The sequence below is a fragment of the Actinoplanes sp. NPDC048988 genome (assembly GCF_043197815.1).
Lineage (GTDB): Bacteria > Actinomycetota > Actinomycetes > Mycobacteriales > Micromonosporaceae > Actinoplanes.
On record NZ_JBICTW010000024.1, the window covers coordinates 56,684 to 71,549 of the forward strand.

Genomic DNA, 14,866 nt, shown 5'->3' on the forward strand with positions numbered 1-14,866 from the left:
TGGAAGGGAAAGGTGAGCCTAACCTAATGGGATCGACCTGATCTTCAAACCGGAGAAACACAGGTCACACGTGTCTACTCCTTTATCCCAGCGTTATGAACGGCCGGGACGCGCAGCAGCCGCCGCACCGGAAGAATGGTCGTGACCAGGGCCAACACCGTCGCTCCACCGAGAACGACGGCCCAGCCCATGGCCGGCACGTAGGGGATCGGGCTCCCGGTCAGCGCGTTCACCACCGCCGTGAGCGTCACCGCCGCGATCAGGGCCCCGATCGTGAGGGCGCCGCCGAGGAGCCCGACCTGCTCCGCGGTCACCATCCGCCGCACCTGCCGGCGGGTCACCCCGGCCAGTTGCAGCACGGCCAGCTCCCGCTTGCGGGCCAGCGCGGCCATCACCATCGTGTTGCCCGCGGCCAGCGCCGCGTAGCCGACCATCACCCCGATGAGCAGCTTGTTCAGCCAGGCGCTCAGGGCCAGATCGCGGCTCAGCTGCCCGGTCAGCTCGGACGCCGGCACCAGCGAGGCGCCGGGATACTGCACGGCCTTGCCCCGGGTCAGCACCTGGTCGTCCGGCCCGGCCACGAGGTCACGGGGAAGCAGCACGTCGGCGAACCCGAGCCCACGGTCGTAGATCGCCACCACCTTCAGCGTGACCTGGCGTCCGTCGGGGAGCCACATCTTCGCGTCATCGCCGACTTTCCAGCCGGACGAGTCCGCCCGCAGCTGCGACACCGCGACACTGTTCCCGTTCAGCGCCTCGAGGCTGCCCTGGCTGACCCCGAGATCCATCGTGGACGACAGCCCGCTCACGTCGACCGCCTTGGCGGTGGCCGGCTCGCCGCCGTCGAAGATCGGCGCCACCACCGACGTGTTCCGCACGCCCGTCGCGGCCTCGACCCCCGGCGTACGGCGGATCTTCTCGGCGGCACCGGCCGGCAGCGAGCCCACCAGCGCGTAGTCGGCCTTCATGCCGTCCTGGCTCTGCGTGACCGTCTGCCGTTGCAGATTGTTCTGCAGGAACCAGACCGAACCCCCGAACCCGACGGCCAGCACGAGCGCGGTCAGCACGGCGGCCGAGCCCCGGGCGTTGGCCCGCAGGTTCGCCACGGCCAGGCCGCCCGAGACACCCCAGCCCGCCCGCAGGACAGGGCCGAAGACCCGAGCGGCGAAGGCGTTGATCCACGGAGCGAGCAGGGCCACCGCGATCACGTAGAGATAGAGCAGCCCGATCGCCGACGCCTGCGCGGCCATCCCGGTCGTGCCCAGCGCGAACACGGTCGCCGCGCCACCAGCGCCGAGCGTGAGGACGCCGAACACGAAGCGCACCTTGCCGCCGCCCGGCGGCTCGACCGCGATGTCACCGAGTGCCTCGGCCGGCTTGATCCGGCTGACCCGGCGCGCGGCGATGCGGGCCGCGACGATGGCGACGAGCAGGATGAGGACGACAGCGAAGGCCGCCGCCACCGGCTCACCCACGATCGGAAGGGTCTCGGGCACGAAACCGCGGCTGATCAGCTGGTCGTGCACCCAGGTGGTGGCGGACAGGGCGGCCGGCACGCCGATCACGGAGGCGGCCAGCGCCAGGACGGCGTTCTCGGCCATGACCAGCGCGCGCACCTGGCGTGGGGTCGCGGCGATCGCGCGTAGCAGGGCGAGGTCGCGGCGGCGATGCCGCACGGCCAGCCCGACCGTGCCGGTGACCACGAAAATGATCAACAGCACGACGTAGCCGCCGAACGCGGCGCCGGCCTCCATCAGGAACGATCGTGCGTCACCCGCTTCGGAGCGGTCGGCGAATCCGCGGTCGTCTCCCGCGTACGCCTCCACGCCGTTCTCTTTCGCGAGGCGTTCCACAGCCTTGAGCGCGTCGCCCTTCACACCGAACGCCGCGACACGATCCCTCGTCGGACCGGGGAACACCTGAACGTCGGTGACCCCGGGCAGGGCGCGGAGCTTGTCGCCGAGGTCGGCGGGAACAGTCCCCTCGGGAAGCGCGACGTGGGTCACCGAGTTCTCGCCGTCGAACTCCTTGGTGACGATCTCGACCTGGCGGTGGGCGACCACGACATCCATGGCGGCATAACGGCCGGGATCGGGCTTGTAGACGGCGGCCGAGACGATGAAGACGGACAGGGTCATCAGAATCATGACCCCGGCCGCCAGCGCGACCAGGGTGGCCACCGAGGTGCCGAGGCGGCGGCGCAGCAGGCCAATCGACAGTTTCAGCATCGCTCAGCCCTCCACGGCCACGAGGCGGCGGCCCAGCGAGGCCAGCATTTCGGCGATCCGGTCGGCGCCCGGCTGCGGCGTGTCGTGCACGATCCGGCCGTCGGCCAGCAGGAGCACGCGATCGGCGTACGAGGCGGCCACCGGATCGTGCGTGACCATCACGACGGTCTGCCCGTAATCGGTCACGGCCGACCGCAGCAACGCCAGCACCTCACCGGCCGACGTCGTGTCCAGGGCACCGGTCGGCTCGTCGGCGAAGATCACTTCGGGCCGTACGGCGAGGGCGCGCGCGATGGCGACGCGCTGCTGCTGACCCCCGGACAGCTGGGCGGGCCGATACTTGAGCCGCTGAGTCAGGCCGACCCGCTCGACCACTTCGGACACCCACTCCGGATCGGGCAGGAGCCCGGACAGCCGACCCGGCAGCAGGATGTTCTCCTCGACGGTCAGCGCGCCGATCAGGTTGAAGGACTGGAAGACGAAGCCGATCCGGTGGCGCCGCATCTCGGTCAGCTTGGTCTCGTTGAGCTTCGACAGCTCGGTGTCACCGATCCAGACCCGGCCGGAGCTCGGCCGGTCGAGCCCGGCGGCAGTCTGCAGAAGGGTGCTCTTACCCGAGCCGGAGGGCCCCATGATCGCGGTGAAGGTCCCGCGGGCGAAGGCGGCGTCGACGCCGGCCAGCGCCGTGACCTTCTGGCCGTCCGTGGCATATGTCCGAGTGAGCTGCTCGATCCTGATGACTGCGTCCATGGCGAAAACGCTATTTCGGCGGGCCTTCGCGGGCGATATGGCTAACTACCGACTTGGGGGTATAGCTGGCTATACCCCGGCGCTACCGGGCCGCTTCGAGGTAGCGGAGGACGGCCGTCACCCGGCGGTCGGCGCGGTCGTCCGGGGCCAGGTCGAGCTTGGCGAAGATGCTGCGGATGTGCTTGTGCACGGCGCCCTCCGTCACGACCAGCTTGTCGGCGATCGCGGTGTTGCCCAGCCCCTCGGCCATCAGCGCCAGCACATCGCGCTCGCGCGGGCTGAGCCGGGCCAGCGAGCTCTCCGGCCGCTGCCGGGCCAGCAGCAGGCCCACCACCTCGGGGTCGATCGCCGTGCCGCCGTCGGCGACCCGGTGCAGCGCCACCAGGAACTCCTCGACGCGCCCGACCCGCTCCTTGAGCAGGTATCCGAGTTTGGCCGCGCCGCCGGCCAGCAGATCGGTGGCGAAGGCCTGTTCCACGTACGCCGAGAGCACCAGCACCGCCAGATCGGGCCGGCGCCGGCGCGCCTCGACCGCGGCCACGATGCCCTCGTCGGTGTGCGTCGGCGGCATCCGGACGTCGACGATCGCCACATCGGGCTCGTACTTGTCGACCGCCTCGAGGAACGGTTCCGGCGAGTCGGTCGTGGCCACCACGTCCAGTCCCTCGGCGCGCAACAGCAGCGCCAGGCCCTCGCGGAGCAACGGGTCGTCCTCGGCGATCACGATCCGCACGGCAGCTCCACCCACATCGTCGTCGGCCCGCCCGGCGGGCTGTTCATGGTCAAAGTTCCGTCGTACGCCTCGACCCGCCGCCGGATGCCCTTGATGCCCGACCCGTTCGCCTCGTTCGCCCCGCCCCGGCCGTCGTCCTCGACCCGGATCCGCAGGGTCCGGTTCTCGAGGCTCGCCGACACCTTCGCGCTGGTCGCCCGGCTGTGCCTGGTGATGTTCGTGAGCGCCTCGGCCACCACGAAGTAGGCGGTCGCCTCGACCGAGGCGGCACACCGGCCGGGCAGGTCGACCTCGAGCTTGCAGGGCACACCGCTGTCGGCGGTCAGCGCCTTGAGCGCCCCGTCGAGCCCACGCCCGTCGAGCACCGGCGGCAGGATCGTCTTCACCACCGTCCGCAGCTCGGCCAGCGCCTGCTCGGCCGCGCCCTGTGCCCGCTCCAGAAGCTCGTCCGCACCCTCCGGGTCGCGGGCGACCTGTCTGCGGGCCGCACCGAGCAGCACGGTCACCGCGACCAGCCTGTTCTGCGCGCCGTCGTGCAGCGACCGCTCGATGCGGCGCAGCTCGGCGGCGTGCGCGTCGAGCGCGGCGGCCCGGGTCGCGGTCAGCTGGGCCACCCGCAGGGACAGGTCGGCCCCGGCCGGCGGAGCGAGCAGCCTGCGCCCGGGCCACGCCTGCACCCGGGCCAGGAACGGATGACCGAAGACGCAGACGGCCAGCCAGAACACCCCGTACAAGCAAACGAGAAAGGCGCCGGGAAGCCCGCGCACGTACCAGAAAACGAGACCCGGGCCCGTGCCCGGCGGCACCAGCGTCCACCACAGCGGGAAGGTCAGATCCTGCACCGCGTACAGCGGCAGGCTGATGCCGAGGAGGCCGAGGACCATGCCCCACGTGGAGTGCACGGCGACCCAGGCGAACTCGCGCCAGACCACCGGATCGCGCGCCGCCCGCAACCCCGGCGGCAGCGGATCGGGCTCGATGATCTCGGGACCCCACCGGGACAGCCGCGCCCGCTCCCGTCCGCCGGCGGCCCGCACGGCCCGGGCCGCGCTGTGCGCGAACGGAAGCCCGACGCCGACCACGCTGGTGACGGCGACGGCGGCCACCCAGATGAGCGTGCCGATGGCCAGGATGGCCGTGCCGAGCCCGCCGACGAGCCGCTCCAGGGCGTCGACGGCCGCGCGGGCCCGGTCCATCAGGTTCACGGGCGTCACGTTAGAGCAAGGGTCCGACGGTTTTCTCCGACCGGCTGGCGGGTCGACCAGATTCCCGCGTTGAGCGCCGCCCAGGCGGCACCGAGCAGCACCGCGGCGACCGTCTCACTGAGCCGGCTCCAGCCCAGGTAGACCCACGACCCGGCGCACACCGTGACGGCGATCGCGGCGACTGTCCACAGTGCTACCCGCGTACGCCGGAACCTGATCTTTCGCATGATGAGCCAGGTGAGCAGGCCGATGACCGCGGCCAGGCGTGCCGTCTCGGCGGCGGCCAGGGTGGCGAGCGCGGATCCGGAGCCGGCGGAGGGTAGCGGCCCGTCGAATTCACCGGGTGACGGCAGAACGAGGGCGCCGGGCTGGGTCCAGTCGACCGGATCGGCCAGTTCCAGGGTGAGCGCGAGGATGATCATCGGCAGCACGGGCGCGAGACACCGCAACAAACCCGGCAGATCGGGCCGCGTCGCGCGCCGCCGATGACCTAACAGCCAGCCGCCGAGGGAGACCGCCGCGGCCACCCCGAGCAGCGCCTCCGGGCTCACCGACGTGGCGAGGTCGAGCGCGAAGCGATAGCCGTCCGAGGTCCACTCGCCACGCGCCCGTCGAGCGACCACCTCGTCCGCCTCGGAGAGACCGCTGAACCGCACGATCGGCGGAATCGCCACCACCAGCACGAACGCCGCCCCGGCGAGCAGACCCACGCTGACCAGCAGCGGACCCCGGACCCGGAAACCGGGCACCGGCAGCCGCACCGGATGGCGGCCCACCCATCGACCGGCCAGGACCAGGGCGACGATGAGCGCGGTCAACACGGCCAGCGCGCCGCCGGCTCGCCCGGCCCGGGCGGCCAGGACGTCGTACGAGGCCCCGGCAAGATAGCTCGCACCCACCAGCCACGTCGCCCAGAGAAGGACCGCCGGGGTATGAAATGCCGCGAAGCGGCGATAGGGCACCCTTTTCCGTCCCGCCAGCCGCGGAACCAGCGTGCGCGCCCCCACCACCCACTGCCCGAGGAACACCGCACGCCCGCCGTAGCGTTCGAAGAGCCTCTCCGCCTTCTTGTTCGCCTTGGGCGGCTTCCGCTGCCCCGCGAAGTAGGCGAAGTTACCTCCGGCCAGCCCCGCGGCCACCGCGCTGGCCAGCGCCGGGCCGATGCCCACCACCCCCTCGATGGCGAGCAGCCCCAGCGCCACCAGCGCGGTGGCCGACGGCAGCACAAGCCCCGCGACGAACGCCGCCTCTCCCGCCACCAGCGCCGCCACCACGACCAACACCAGAACGGGCGGAAGAGCCCCCAGGATTTCGTCGACCACCTGCACCTTCGCCAGCGTATGGACGACACCCGATGCCTTGGATCGGTGAGATCCCCCTGGCCGACCCTGATCAGACACCCGTAGTGGCCGGCCTCCGGAGCGGCACTGGAGCTACGCCCACAGACGTACGCGGGGAACTAGCTCCCTCCGGTGAACGACTACCCGGGGACCATCCGTAAAACTACGAAGACCCAGCCCTAGCAGAAGGACTTCCGACTGATGAGCCGTCTCACCTCTCGCCTGGCCTTGGCCCTGGTAGCCACCGTCGCGGTCCTGCTGCCCGGCGCCCCCGCGTGGGCTCACAATTCGCTGGCCGAGGCCAGCCCGGCCAAGAACGCCACGCTGAAGAAGGCCCCGGAAAGCGTGAAGCTCCGCTTCCTGCAAAAGCTGAATCCCACAGCCACCACCATCACCATCACCGGCGCCGCCCCGGTAACGGCCTCCGCCCCGAAGATCGAAGGCGCCACCGGCACGATCACCTTCGACCCACTCCCGAACGGCGAGTACACGGTCGCCTACGACGTCGTCTCCAAGGACGGCCACCCGGTGAAGGGCTCCTACAAGTTCACCGTCACCGCGCCGGCCCCGGTGGCGGCCACCTCCGCGCCCACCGCGCCGTCGCCCTCCCCGGTCACCTCATCGCCGGCGGCCGCCGCACCCGCCCCCACCGCCCTGGTCTCCGACGAGGACAGCTCCTCGTCGACGTTGTGGCTGGTCGCCGCCATCGCCGGCGCGCTCCTGGTAGCCGGCGGAGTGATCGTCACCTTGCGCCGCCGCCGCACCTGACCGGCCGGTGGCAGGCGGCCACGGGTTGATCGCCGCAGCCGGTCAGCGCGGCCGTATCGGCGCGCTGGGAAAGCGCCGCATTCCCCGAGGATTAGGGGGTCGGCTCCGCGGTTCGGTCGGTGTGGCCGAGGCTTCGGCCGGGGGCTATGCGGTCGCGGACCATTCGCTTGAGGTCGGGTAGCTCGGGGAAACCGCCCTGTTCCTTGCGGGACCACAGCAGTTCGTCGCCGAGTGTGACTTCGAAGATGCCGCCGGTGCCGGGGACCAGGGCGACCTCGCCCAGTTCCTTCTGGAAGGTGGTCAGGAGCTCCTGCGCAGTCCAGGCCGCTCGCAGAAGCCAGCGGCACTGGGTGCAGTACTCGATCTGCAGGCGAGGTTCCCTGGTCGTCACAATCGACGATTAGACCAGCTCGGGGACCTTTTCCTCGACCTCGCCGGCGGCCGGCTTCACCGTACGCAGCGTCCACAGCGCGATCGGGACGCCCACCGCCACCAGGATCGCGGCCACCACCAGCGAGAACTGGTAGCCGGCCAGGTAACGGTGCAGCTCGGTGCCGGTGGCGGCGTTCGACCGGTTGGTCAGGATCGCGCCGAGGATGGTGATGCCCAGCAGGCCGAAGACCTCGCGCGACACGTTCAGCATGCCGCTCGCGATGCCCGCCCGCTCCTGTGGGAGCGCGCCGACGATCACGTTGTTGAGCGGCACCAGCAGGCCACCACCCACCCCGTACACCAGGAACCAGGGCAAAAGCGCCAAATACGAGGTTCCTTCGCCGTACGAGGAAATGCCCGCCACCGACGCCGCCATCAACGCCAGCGCCGCCGCGACCGTCCGGCCCGCTCCGAAGCGTGCCTCGAGCCGCGGCGCGATCGTGGCCATCGCCGCCATGACCAGTGCCATCGGCACGAACGCGGCCCCGGCCGCGGTGGGCGAGAAGCCGAGCACGTTCTGCATGTAGATCGCCATGTAGAAGTAGATGCCGAAGACGCCGAACGCCCACAGCCCCATGGCGAGCAGCCCTCCACTGAAGACCCGCAGCCGGAAGACGGCCAGGTCGATCATCGGATTGGCCGAGCGCGCCTCGATGACCACGAAGGCGATCGCCGAGGCCGCGGCGGCTCCGAACGCCAGCAGGATCTCGGGGGAGGTCCAGCCCTGCGATTCGCCTTCGATCAGGGCGTACGTCAGGGTGAACAGCGCCAGCGACGACGTGATCACGCCGGGCAGGTCGAGCCCCCGTGTGGTGCCGCGACCCAGGGCCGGGGTGCTCCAGGCGGCCAGCGCGAAGGTCGCGATCCCGATCGGCAGGTTGATCAGGAAGATCCAGCCCCAGGACACGTGCTCGCTGAGCCATCCGCCGGTCAGCGGCCCGAAGGCCAGGGCGAGCGCGCCCACCCCGCCCCAGATGCCGATGGCCGTCCCGCGTTCGCGCGGGTCGGGGAACAGCGACGTGAGCAGGGCCAGCGCGGCCGGCGTCAGCAGCGCCGCCCCGACGCCCTGTACGGCTCGCGCCCCGATCAGCATCTCCTGGCTCTGGGCGAGGCCGGCGCCGACCGACGCCACCGTGAAGATCGCGAGCCCCGCGTAGAAGGCCCCACGCTGTCCCAGCACGTCGGCGATGCGCCCGCCGGCGAGCAGCAGGCCCGCGAAGACCAGCACGTACGCGCTGGCGATCCACTCCAGGCCCTCGAGCGAGAGGCCGAGGTCCCGCTGGATCGAGGGGAGGGCCACGTTGACCACGTTGTTGTCGAGGTACGTCATGAAGGTGCCCAGGGCCACCGCGACGAGCGCCCACCACCTGCGGTTCTTGTCCATTCCACCCTCCCGTACGAGGTACATGTACGGCGTACATGTACCTCGTACATGACACCTGTACGTTGTATGGTTGTCAAGTGGCAGGGGACAAGCTGAGTAAGACCGCGGTGGCCGAACGGGCACTGCGGATCGGTGATGAGCACGGTCTCGAAGCTGTGACGATCCGTCGTCTGGCTCAGGAACTCGGTGTCACGCCGATGGCCCTGTACTGGCATTTCAAGAACAAGGAAGAGCTGCTGCTGGGCATCGCCGATCACGCGCTGTCCACGGTCCGGGCCGATCGCGACGCCGACGATCCGTGGCAGAAACAGGTCCGCGCGATGGTCGAGGCGCTGCTCGCCGTCATGCGGAAGCACCCGAGCCTGCCCGACCTGCTGGCCATGGTGGAGAAGTCGCGGACGGCGAGCTTCACCCGCGCCTCGAACGACGCCCTGATGCTGCTGACCCGGGCCGGTTTCACGGTGCGGCAGGGCTACTGGATCGCGTCGTACCTGATGCACGGCGTCATCGGCCTGCTCCAGATGCAGCCGGAGGGTCCGCCGCACGCGAGCCCGGAGGAGACGGCCGAGTGGCGGCGGCAGCGCCGCCTGGAGTTGGTGTGCCTGCCGCCCGATCAGTTCCCGATGATGGTCGAGTTCGGTGAGACGTACGCCGATACGCCCGACCAGGAGGCCTACTTCGCGTTCGGCGTCGACCTGCTGATGGCGGCCGTGGAGAAGATGGCGGAAACGGCCGAAGGCCCGGCGGGCGCATCGCCCACCGGGCCCTGAGGGCAGAACGTTTTACGCGCTTTCGAGTGCGCGGTCGCCCGTCGTGGCGGGCGAGGTGTTGATGGCGATCCGGCGCGGCTTGGCCGCCTCGGCGACCGGAATGGTCAGCGTCAGCACGCCGTCCTGCCACGTCGCCTCGATCCGGTCGAGGTCGAGCCCGTCGCCCAGCGTGAGCCGGCGCTCGAACGTGCCGGTCGCGCGCTCGCGGCGAACCCACTGGACCTCTTCGTCGGTGCGCGGCGAACGCTCGGCGCGGATGGTCAGCACCCGCCCGTCGACACCCACGTCGACGGAGCCCGGGTCGATGCCGGCGAGGTCGCAGTGCAGCACGAAATGGTCACCGGAACGGTAGAGGTCGATCGGCATCGCGATGGAGTTACCGCCACCGAGCATCTGGCCCGCCAGACGGTCGAACTCGCGGAAGGGATCGAAAGTCAGCACCACGGAAACCACCTCCCATAGATGGCTCGCCGGCCTGCCCGGCGAGCGCGTGGCGCTCGGCTCAGATCAGTTCTGCCGAGGTCGGTGAGCCCCTGAGCAGCACCGACAAGTCATTTTTTAGCACTGTCGCCAGCCGAGTGCCAAGGGGTTTGACGAAAAATTCGGCCTGCGTCCCGCGTCATAGTCCGGCCGGCCGAACGGGTGAATGATGAGCCCATGACGTATGTCGTGGTGGGCGGCGGCCTGGCCGGCGCCAAAGCGGTGGAAACCCTGCGCAAGTCCGGCTTCGCGGGCCAGGTCACGCTGATCGGTGCGGAGACCGTCCGCCCGTACGAGCGTCCGCCGCTCTCCAAGGGCCTGCTGCTCGGCAACGACGAGCCCGACAGCGTCTTCGTGCACTCCACCGAGTGGTACGCCGACCACGACGTGGACCTGCGCCTCGGCGTCACCGTCACCGCGCTCGACCGCACCACCAAGTCGCTGCGTCTCGACAACGGCGACGACGTCGACTACGACCGCCTCCTGCTGGCCACCGGCTCGTCCCCGCGCCGGCTGGACGTGCCGGGCGGCGAGCGAGCGCTCCTGCTGCGGACGCTCGCCGACTCCCACCGCATCGACGAGGCCATCACCAAGGACACCCACCTCGTGGTGGTCGGCGCCGGCTGGATCGGCCTCGAGGTCGCCGCCGCCGCGCGCAGCCGGGGCGCGCGGGTGACCGTCGTCGGAACGTCGGCCCTGCCCCTGCAACACATTCTCGGCGACGAGATCGCCCGGGTCTTCGCCGACCTGCACCGCGCCAACGGCACCGAGCTGCGCATGAACACGCACGTCACCGAGGTGACAGCCGACGGCGTACGGCTGGCCGACGGCACCTCGGTGCCGGCCGACGTGGTCGTGGCCGGCATCGGCGTGACGCCGAACGTCTCGCTCGCCGCCGGCGCCGGCCTCGACGTCGACAACGGCGTGCTCGTCTCGTCGAGGTTGGCCACCAGCGACCCCGACATCTTCGCGGCCGGCGACATCGCCAACATCGACCACCCGCTGCTCGGCCGGCGCCTGCGCGTGGAGCACTGGGACACGGCGATCCGCAGCGGTCCGGTGGCGGCCCGGGCGATGCTCGGCGAGGACGTGGTCTACGACCGCCTGCCGTTCTTCTTCACCGACCAGTACGACCTGGGCATGGAGTACACCGGCTCGGCGCCGGCGGACGCCGAGGTGGTGATCCGCGGTGACCTCGCCGCTCGCGAGTTCATCGCGTTCTGGTTGGTCGACGGCAAGGTGGCCGCCGGCATGAACGTCAACATCTGGGACGTCTCCGACAAGATCGACGCGCTGATCCGATCGGGCGCCACCGTCGACCGGACCCGGCTGGCCGCCACGGACGTGGATTTGTCCGAGCTGGCCGCGTAGAGCAGCGCGTTTCGCACTCGGTGTCCGTCGCGCCAGGGCGGATGATCGGCGACGCTTCCGGGGTGGCGGCCTCACAGTGGTGGCCCGCGGAAGTGCTCACCCACGAGCGCCGCGGAGCCGACGTCGTGGTCTTCACCTGCCGCACCCGCCGGGCGATGCCGTTCCGGGCCGGGCAGCACGTGGAGATCGAGTGCCCGTACCGGCCGTGGCAGAGCTCGCCCTATGCCATGGCGAACGCCCCGCGGCGGGACCGGGTGCTCGAGTTCCATGTGCGCGCGGGATCCCCGTCCGGCGTATCGGCCGCCCTCGTCGAACGGCTCAAGCCCGGCGACACGCTCAGGCTCGGCGAGCCGCACGGTTCGATGGCGCTCAACCCGTACTCCCGCAGGGACCTGGTCTTCATCACGGGAGGAACCGGCCTCGCCCCGGCCAAGGCGTTGATCGATGAGTTGTCAAGGTACAACCGCACAAGGTGGATCCATCTGTTCCGCGCGGAGCGGGATGACGGCGCCTTCTACGACCGCGAGCCGCTGGACCGGCTGGCCGTTCGCCATCCCTGGCTGACGATCGTGCGCACGACGGCCGACGTCGCGGAGGCCGTCGCCGCACGTGGCCCCTGGCCCCATCACGACTTCTACATCTCGGGGCCGCAGTCCATGGTGGACTGCATGTTGGAGCGACTGGAGGCGCTGCGGGTGCCGGCGGCGCGCATCCAGTACGACGCCTTCGCCCTGCGCTGACTCACTCCGGTTTCAGATGGGCGAGCAGAGCGCCGGCCTCCGCACGCAGCTGCTCGGCCCGCTCCGGCCGGCCCAGCTCGGCATACTCGGTCGCGGCGCGTTCCCGATCGTCCGCCTCCGCCCGGACGATCTGTCTCACGTCCTCCTCGGTCAGCACTCGGCGTGCCACCTCGGTCGCGCCGACGCCGACAGGCGATGTCTCGATGGCCAGGCTCACCCCCGTACCCTCATCGGTCTGCACTGCTTCGGCGTTGTCGATCGCCGCGAGCGTCGCCCGCAGAACCGCGATCGCGGCACGATCGCGGGCCTTCATCGCGGGTGGAAGCGCCTCTCGAAGCCGTTGCCGGAGCGGTGTCTCAGTCATGCCGAGACGTTATCGAGTTCCGGCGATCGAGGCTTTCGGTTATCCACAGGGGCGCCCTCGGCGACCGAGTTGTCCACAGCGAAGGCCCGCCGCAGGTGCGGGAGCAGGGCCGATAGCGCCGGACTCGCGCGCCGGCGCCAAACAAGCGCCAACAGCGCCGGAATCGGCACGTTATCGATGGGTATGGCGGTGAGGTGGGGAAATGCGGGCGCCATGGACTCGCTCAGCACTCCCACTCCCAAGCCGCGCGACGCGAGCTCGGCGACGGTCCCGGGCGCCGACGCGACCAGCGCGACGTCGGGGATCAACCTCGCCGCCAGACAGGCCTCGTCGAAGGCGGCACGGATCCCGGTGCCTTGCGGCAGGGTGACGATGGGGTACGCCGTGAGGTCGGCCAGACAGATGCGGTCGCGGGGCTCGTCCGGGGGAAAGAGCGCGACCAGGCCCTCGCTGCTGATCACCTGCGTGGCCAGGTGCTCGGGCGGCTCGCCGGCGAGGCCGACCAGGGCGATGTCGATCGCACCGGCCCGGACTCCGGCCACGAGATCATGGGAGTCGCCCTCGGTCAGTTCGAGCTCGATGCCCGGGTGCTCGCCGTGGAAGCCGGCGATCCCGGCGAACAGCGGTGTGATCTCGCAGCCGCTCACCATTCCGACCGTCACATGCCCGCGAACCAGGCCCTTCACCTCGTCGATGGCCTCGCGCAGGTCGGCTGCGGCGTCGAGCGCGGCCCGGGCGTACGGCAGCGCGGCCACCCCCGCCTCGGTGAGGCGGGCGACTCGTCCCGAACGGTCGAACAGCTCCGCACCGAGCTCGCTTTCCAGCGCCTTGACCTGCGCACTCACGCCCGACTGGCTGATGTGCACCTTCTCCGCCGCCCGGGTGAAGTTCGCTTCCTCGGCGACCGTCACGAAGTACTCCAGCTGCCGCAGTTCCATAACTGCGGATTCTAGCTGCCATGAAAGCCATGCGTTGGACTTCTCATCCCGCCTCGAGAAGGCTGGACGCATGACGAAACGAGAGAAGGCCCAGCGCCCCGAAGACCTGACCCGCCTGTTCGTCGAGCGTGCCAACGCCAAAGACGCCGAAGGCCTCGCCCTGCTGTACGAGGAGGATGCCGTGATGGCGTACCCGCCCGGACGCCAGACCGTCGGCCGCGCCGCCATCCAGCGCATGTGGGAGGAGGCCCTGCCACACATGCCCACCGTCGAGCCCGAGGAGCCGCTGCCCACCCTGCTGAGCGGCGAGCTGGCCCTGACCTCCACACCTCCGCGAGATGGCTCGGGCGCCCGAGCCCAGGTGGTGCGCCGCCAGCCCGACGGCACGTGGCTGCGGGTTCTCGACCAGCCGGAATTCCAGACTCCGCGGTCGTGATCCCGGCGCCGGCGATCAGGCATTCGCCGGCGCCGGGAGCAGCTATTACAGCGCCAGAGGCTGACCCGGGAAGATGCGATGCGGGCTGTTCAAAGCGGCGCGATTCAGGCGGTATAGGGCTCGCCAGCCGCCTTCCACGTTTGCCTTGGCGGCGATTGAAGCAAGGGTGTCGCCGGCGCGCACCACGTAGTAGCGGCCTGTGGATGACGCTGTGGATGGAGCCTTGACGGTGGATTTGCGAGTGACCGTGTTTGTACTGCGATATTGGCGGGTAGAGAAGGCCTTTCGGCCACAAGTCGGCCACGCGCCCAGGCCCTGGGAACGGCGGACCAGCTCGGCGATTTGGATTTGTTCCGCGCGGGATGCCTGGTCGGCGGTGCGAGCGAAACGGTGTCCGCCGTGGGAGCGCCACGTGCTGCGGCTGAATTGCAGGCCGCCGTAGTATCCGTTGCCGGTGTTGATGCCCCAGTTGCCGCCGGATTCGCACTCGGCGATGGCGTCCCAGTTGACGGAACCGCCCTTGGCGAGCGCGACGGCGTGCGCCGGCGCGGCGGCCGGGGGTGAAGCGAGTGCCGGGGCTGCTGGGGCGGCCAGAGTGACAGTTGCGGCGGCCAGGCCCACCATGACGCGGGCAGGTTTGCACATTTGTGCCATGACGAAAGACCCTCCACGCCTGCGAGGTCAGCTGTCGGGTTCGGGCTGAGGTGCCCGGCCGCGCGTGCGCGGCTTCACCCCGAGGCGCGCCAAAGCGCCGAAGAACTCGGGTCCCCCGCTCCATGCCGTAAGTATGTGTTCCGCCGGGCAGCGGCAGGATTCGGCGTTCCGCCCGTACGGACCGGCGGCGACCGCGAAAGGGCACCCGCCGGATTCTTATAGGAATAGGCGAGATCGACGTTATCGTGTCGCGCGCATTTGTGGAGCTTGTTG

General features: G+C 70.3%; 16 protein-coding genes and 1 riboswitch. Of the genes, 5 read left to right on the forward strand and 11 right to left on the reverse strand.

All coding sequences use genetic code 11. The features are described from left to right. Positions 1-74: 74 nt before the first annotated feature. The 5 genes from ACGFJ7_RS42965 to ACGFJ7_RS42985 form a co-directional block, all read right to left on the reverse strand. Complete coding sequence (locus tag ACGFJ7_RS42965; RefSeq protein ID WP_392647924.1) at positions 75-2,228, reverse strand: FtsX-like permease family protein; 2,154 nt, start codon at positions 2,226-2,228, stop codon at positions 75-77. 3 nt (positions 2,229-2,231) lie between these two features. After that, positions 2,232-2,978 (reverse strand): ABC transporter ATP-binding protein, encoded by a 747-nt coding sequence (locus ACGFJ7_RS42970; protein WP_360245927.1) that lies wholly within the window; start codon positions 2,976-2,978, stop codon positions 2,232-2,234. Positions 2,979-3,060: 82 nt separating this feature from the next. Next, positions 3,061-3,711, reverse strand: coding sequence for a response regulator (locus tag ACGFJ7_RS42975; RefSeq protein WP_392647927.1), 651 nt, complete (start codon positions 3,709-3,711; stop codon positions 3,061-3,063). Beyond that, the gene (locus ACGFJ7_RS42980; protein WP_392648030.1) at positions 3,699-4,907 is read right to left on the reverse strand and encodes a sensor histidine kinase; all 1,209 of its coding nucleotides are present in this window, start codon (positions 4,905-4,907) and stop codon (positions 3,699-3,701) included. Before ACGFJ7_RS42980 ends, ACGFJ7_RS42975 begins: the two co-directional genes overlap by 13 nt. A gap of 14 nt (positions 4,908-4,921) precedes the next feature. Continuing rightward, positions 4,922-6,244, reverse strand: coding sequence for a DedA family protein (locus ACGFJ7_RS42985; RefSeq protein WP_392647930.1), 1,323 nt, complete (start codon positions 6,242-6,244; stop codon positions 4,922-4,924). Positions 6,245-6,457: 213 nt separating this feature from the next. Here ACGFJ7_RS42985 and ACGFJ7_RS42990 point away from each other — a divergent pair, with 213 nt between their 5' ends. Further along, positions 6,458-7,024: a copper resistance CopC family protein gene (locus tag ACGFJ7_RS42990; protein ID WP_360245918.1), complete on the forward strand. Its 567-nt coding sequence runs from the start codon at positions 6,458-6,460 to the stop codon at positions 7,022-7,024. 91 nt (positions 7,025-7,115) lie between these two features. Here ACGFJ7_RS42990 and ACGFJ7_RS42995 read toward each other — a convergent pair whose 3' ends face one another. Next, positions 7,116-7,415, reverse strand: a complete 300-nt coding sequence (locus ACGFJ7_RS42995) for a SelT/SelW/SelH family protein (protein WP_360245915.1) — start codon at positions 7,413-7,415, stop codon at positions 7,116-7,118. Between the two features lie 9 nt (positions 7,416-7,424). Further along, entirely contained in the window at positions 7,425-8,840 is a 1,416-nt protein-coding gene (locus tag ACGFJ7_RS43000; protein WP_392647933.1) for an MFS transporter, read from the reverse strand. A gap of 77 nt (positions 8,841-8,917) precedes the next feature. Between ACGFJ7_RS43000 and ACGFJ7_RS43005 the strand changes: the two genes are divergently transcribed. Then, a complete protein-coding gene (locus ACGFJ7_RS43005; RefSeq protein WP_360245909.1) occupies positions 8,918-9,610 on the forward strand; it encodes a TetR family transcriptional regulator in 693 nt (230 codons plus the stop codon). A gap of 12 nt (positions 9,611-9,622) precedes the next feature. Here ACGFJ7_RS43005 and ACGFJ7_RS43010 read toward each other — a convergent pair whose 3' ends face one another. Beyond that, on the reverse strand, positions 9,623-10,054 hold the full coding sequence (locus ACGFJ7_RS43010; RefSeq protein WP_360245906.1) for an Hsp20/alpha crystallin family protein: 432 nt from the start codon (positions 10,052-10,054) through the stop codon (positions 9,623-9,625). 213 nt (positions 10,055-10,267) lie between these two features. On the opposite strand from ACGFJ7_RS43010, the gene ACGFJ7_RS43015 reads away from it, so the two are divergent. Together ACGFJ7_RS43015 and ACGFJ7_RS43020 are read left to right on the forward strand one after the other, a co-directional pair. Continuing rightward, the gene (locus ACGFJ7_RS43015; RefSeq protein ID WP_392647937.1) at positions 10,268-11,461 is read left to right on the forward strand and encodes an NAD(P)/FAD-dependent oxidoreductase; all 1,194 of its coding nucleotides are present in this window, start codon (positions 10,268-10,270) and stop codon (positions 11,459-11,461) included. A gap of 62 nt (positions 11,462-11,523) precedes the next feature. Continuing rightward, entirely contained in the window at positions 11,524-12,201 is a 678-nt protein-coding gene (locus ACGFJ7_RS43020) for an FAD-binding oxidoreductase (protein WP_360245900.1), read from the forward strand. Between the two features lies 1 nt (position 12,202). Here the strand turns inward: ACGFJ7_RS43020 and ACGFJ7_RS43025 are convergent, their stop codons facing one another. Both ACGFJ7_RS43025 and ACGFJ7_RS43030 read right to left on the reverse strand, forming a co-directional pair. After that, positions 12,203-12,565: a hypothetical protein gene (locus ACGFJ7_RS43025; RefSeq protein ID WP_392647940.1), complete on the reverse strand. Its 363-nt coding sequence runs from the start codon at positions 12,563-12,565 to the stop codon at positions 12,203-12,205. Beyond that, positions 12,562-13,503, reverse strand: coding sequence for a LysR family transcriptional regulator (locus ACGFJ7_RS43030; protein WP_360245894.1), 942 nt, complete (start codon positions 13,501-13,503; stop codon positions 12,562-12,564). The genes ACGFJ7_RS43025 and ACGFJ7_RS43030 overlap by 4 nt, the downstream gene beginning before the upstream one ends. Positions 13,504-13,573: 70 nt before the next feature. Between ACGFJ7_RS43030 and ACGFJ7_RS43035 the strand changes: the two genes are divergently transcribed. Further along, on the forward strand, positions 13,574-13,939 hold the full coding sequence (locus tag ACGFJ7_RS43035; RefSeq protein ID WP_360245891.1) for a nuclear transport factor 2 family protein: 366 nt from the start codon (positions 13,574-13,576) through the stop codon (positions 13,937-13,939). A 45-nt stretch (positions 13,940-13,984) separates the two neighbouring features. Here ACGFJ7_RS43035 and ACGFJ7_RS43040 read toward each other — a convergent pair whose 3' ends face one another. After that, a complete protein-coding gene (locus ACGFJ7_RS43040) occupies positions 13,985-14,593 on the reverse strand; it encodes a transglycosylase family protein (protein WP_360245888.1) in 609 nt (202 codons plus the stop codon). A gap of 4 nt (positions 14,594-14,597) precedes the next feature. Beyond that, positions 14,598-14,769, reverse strand: a riboswitch (cyclic di-AMP (ydaO/yuaA leader). Between the last annotated feature and the right edge of the window lie 97 nt (positions 14,770-14,866).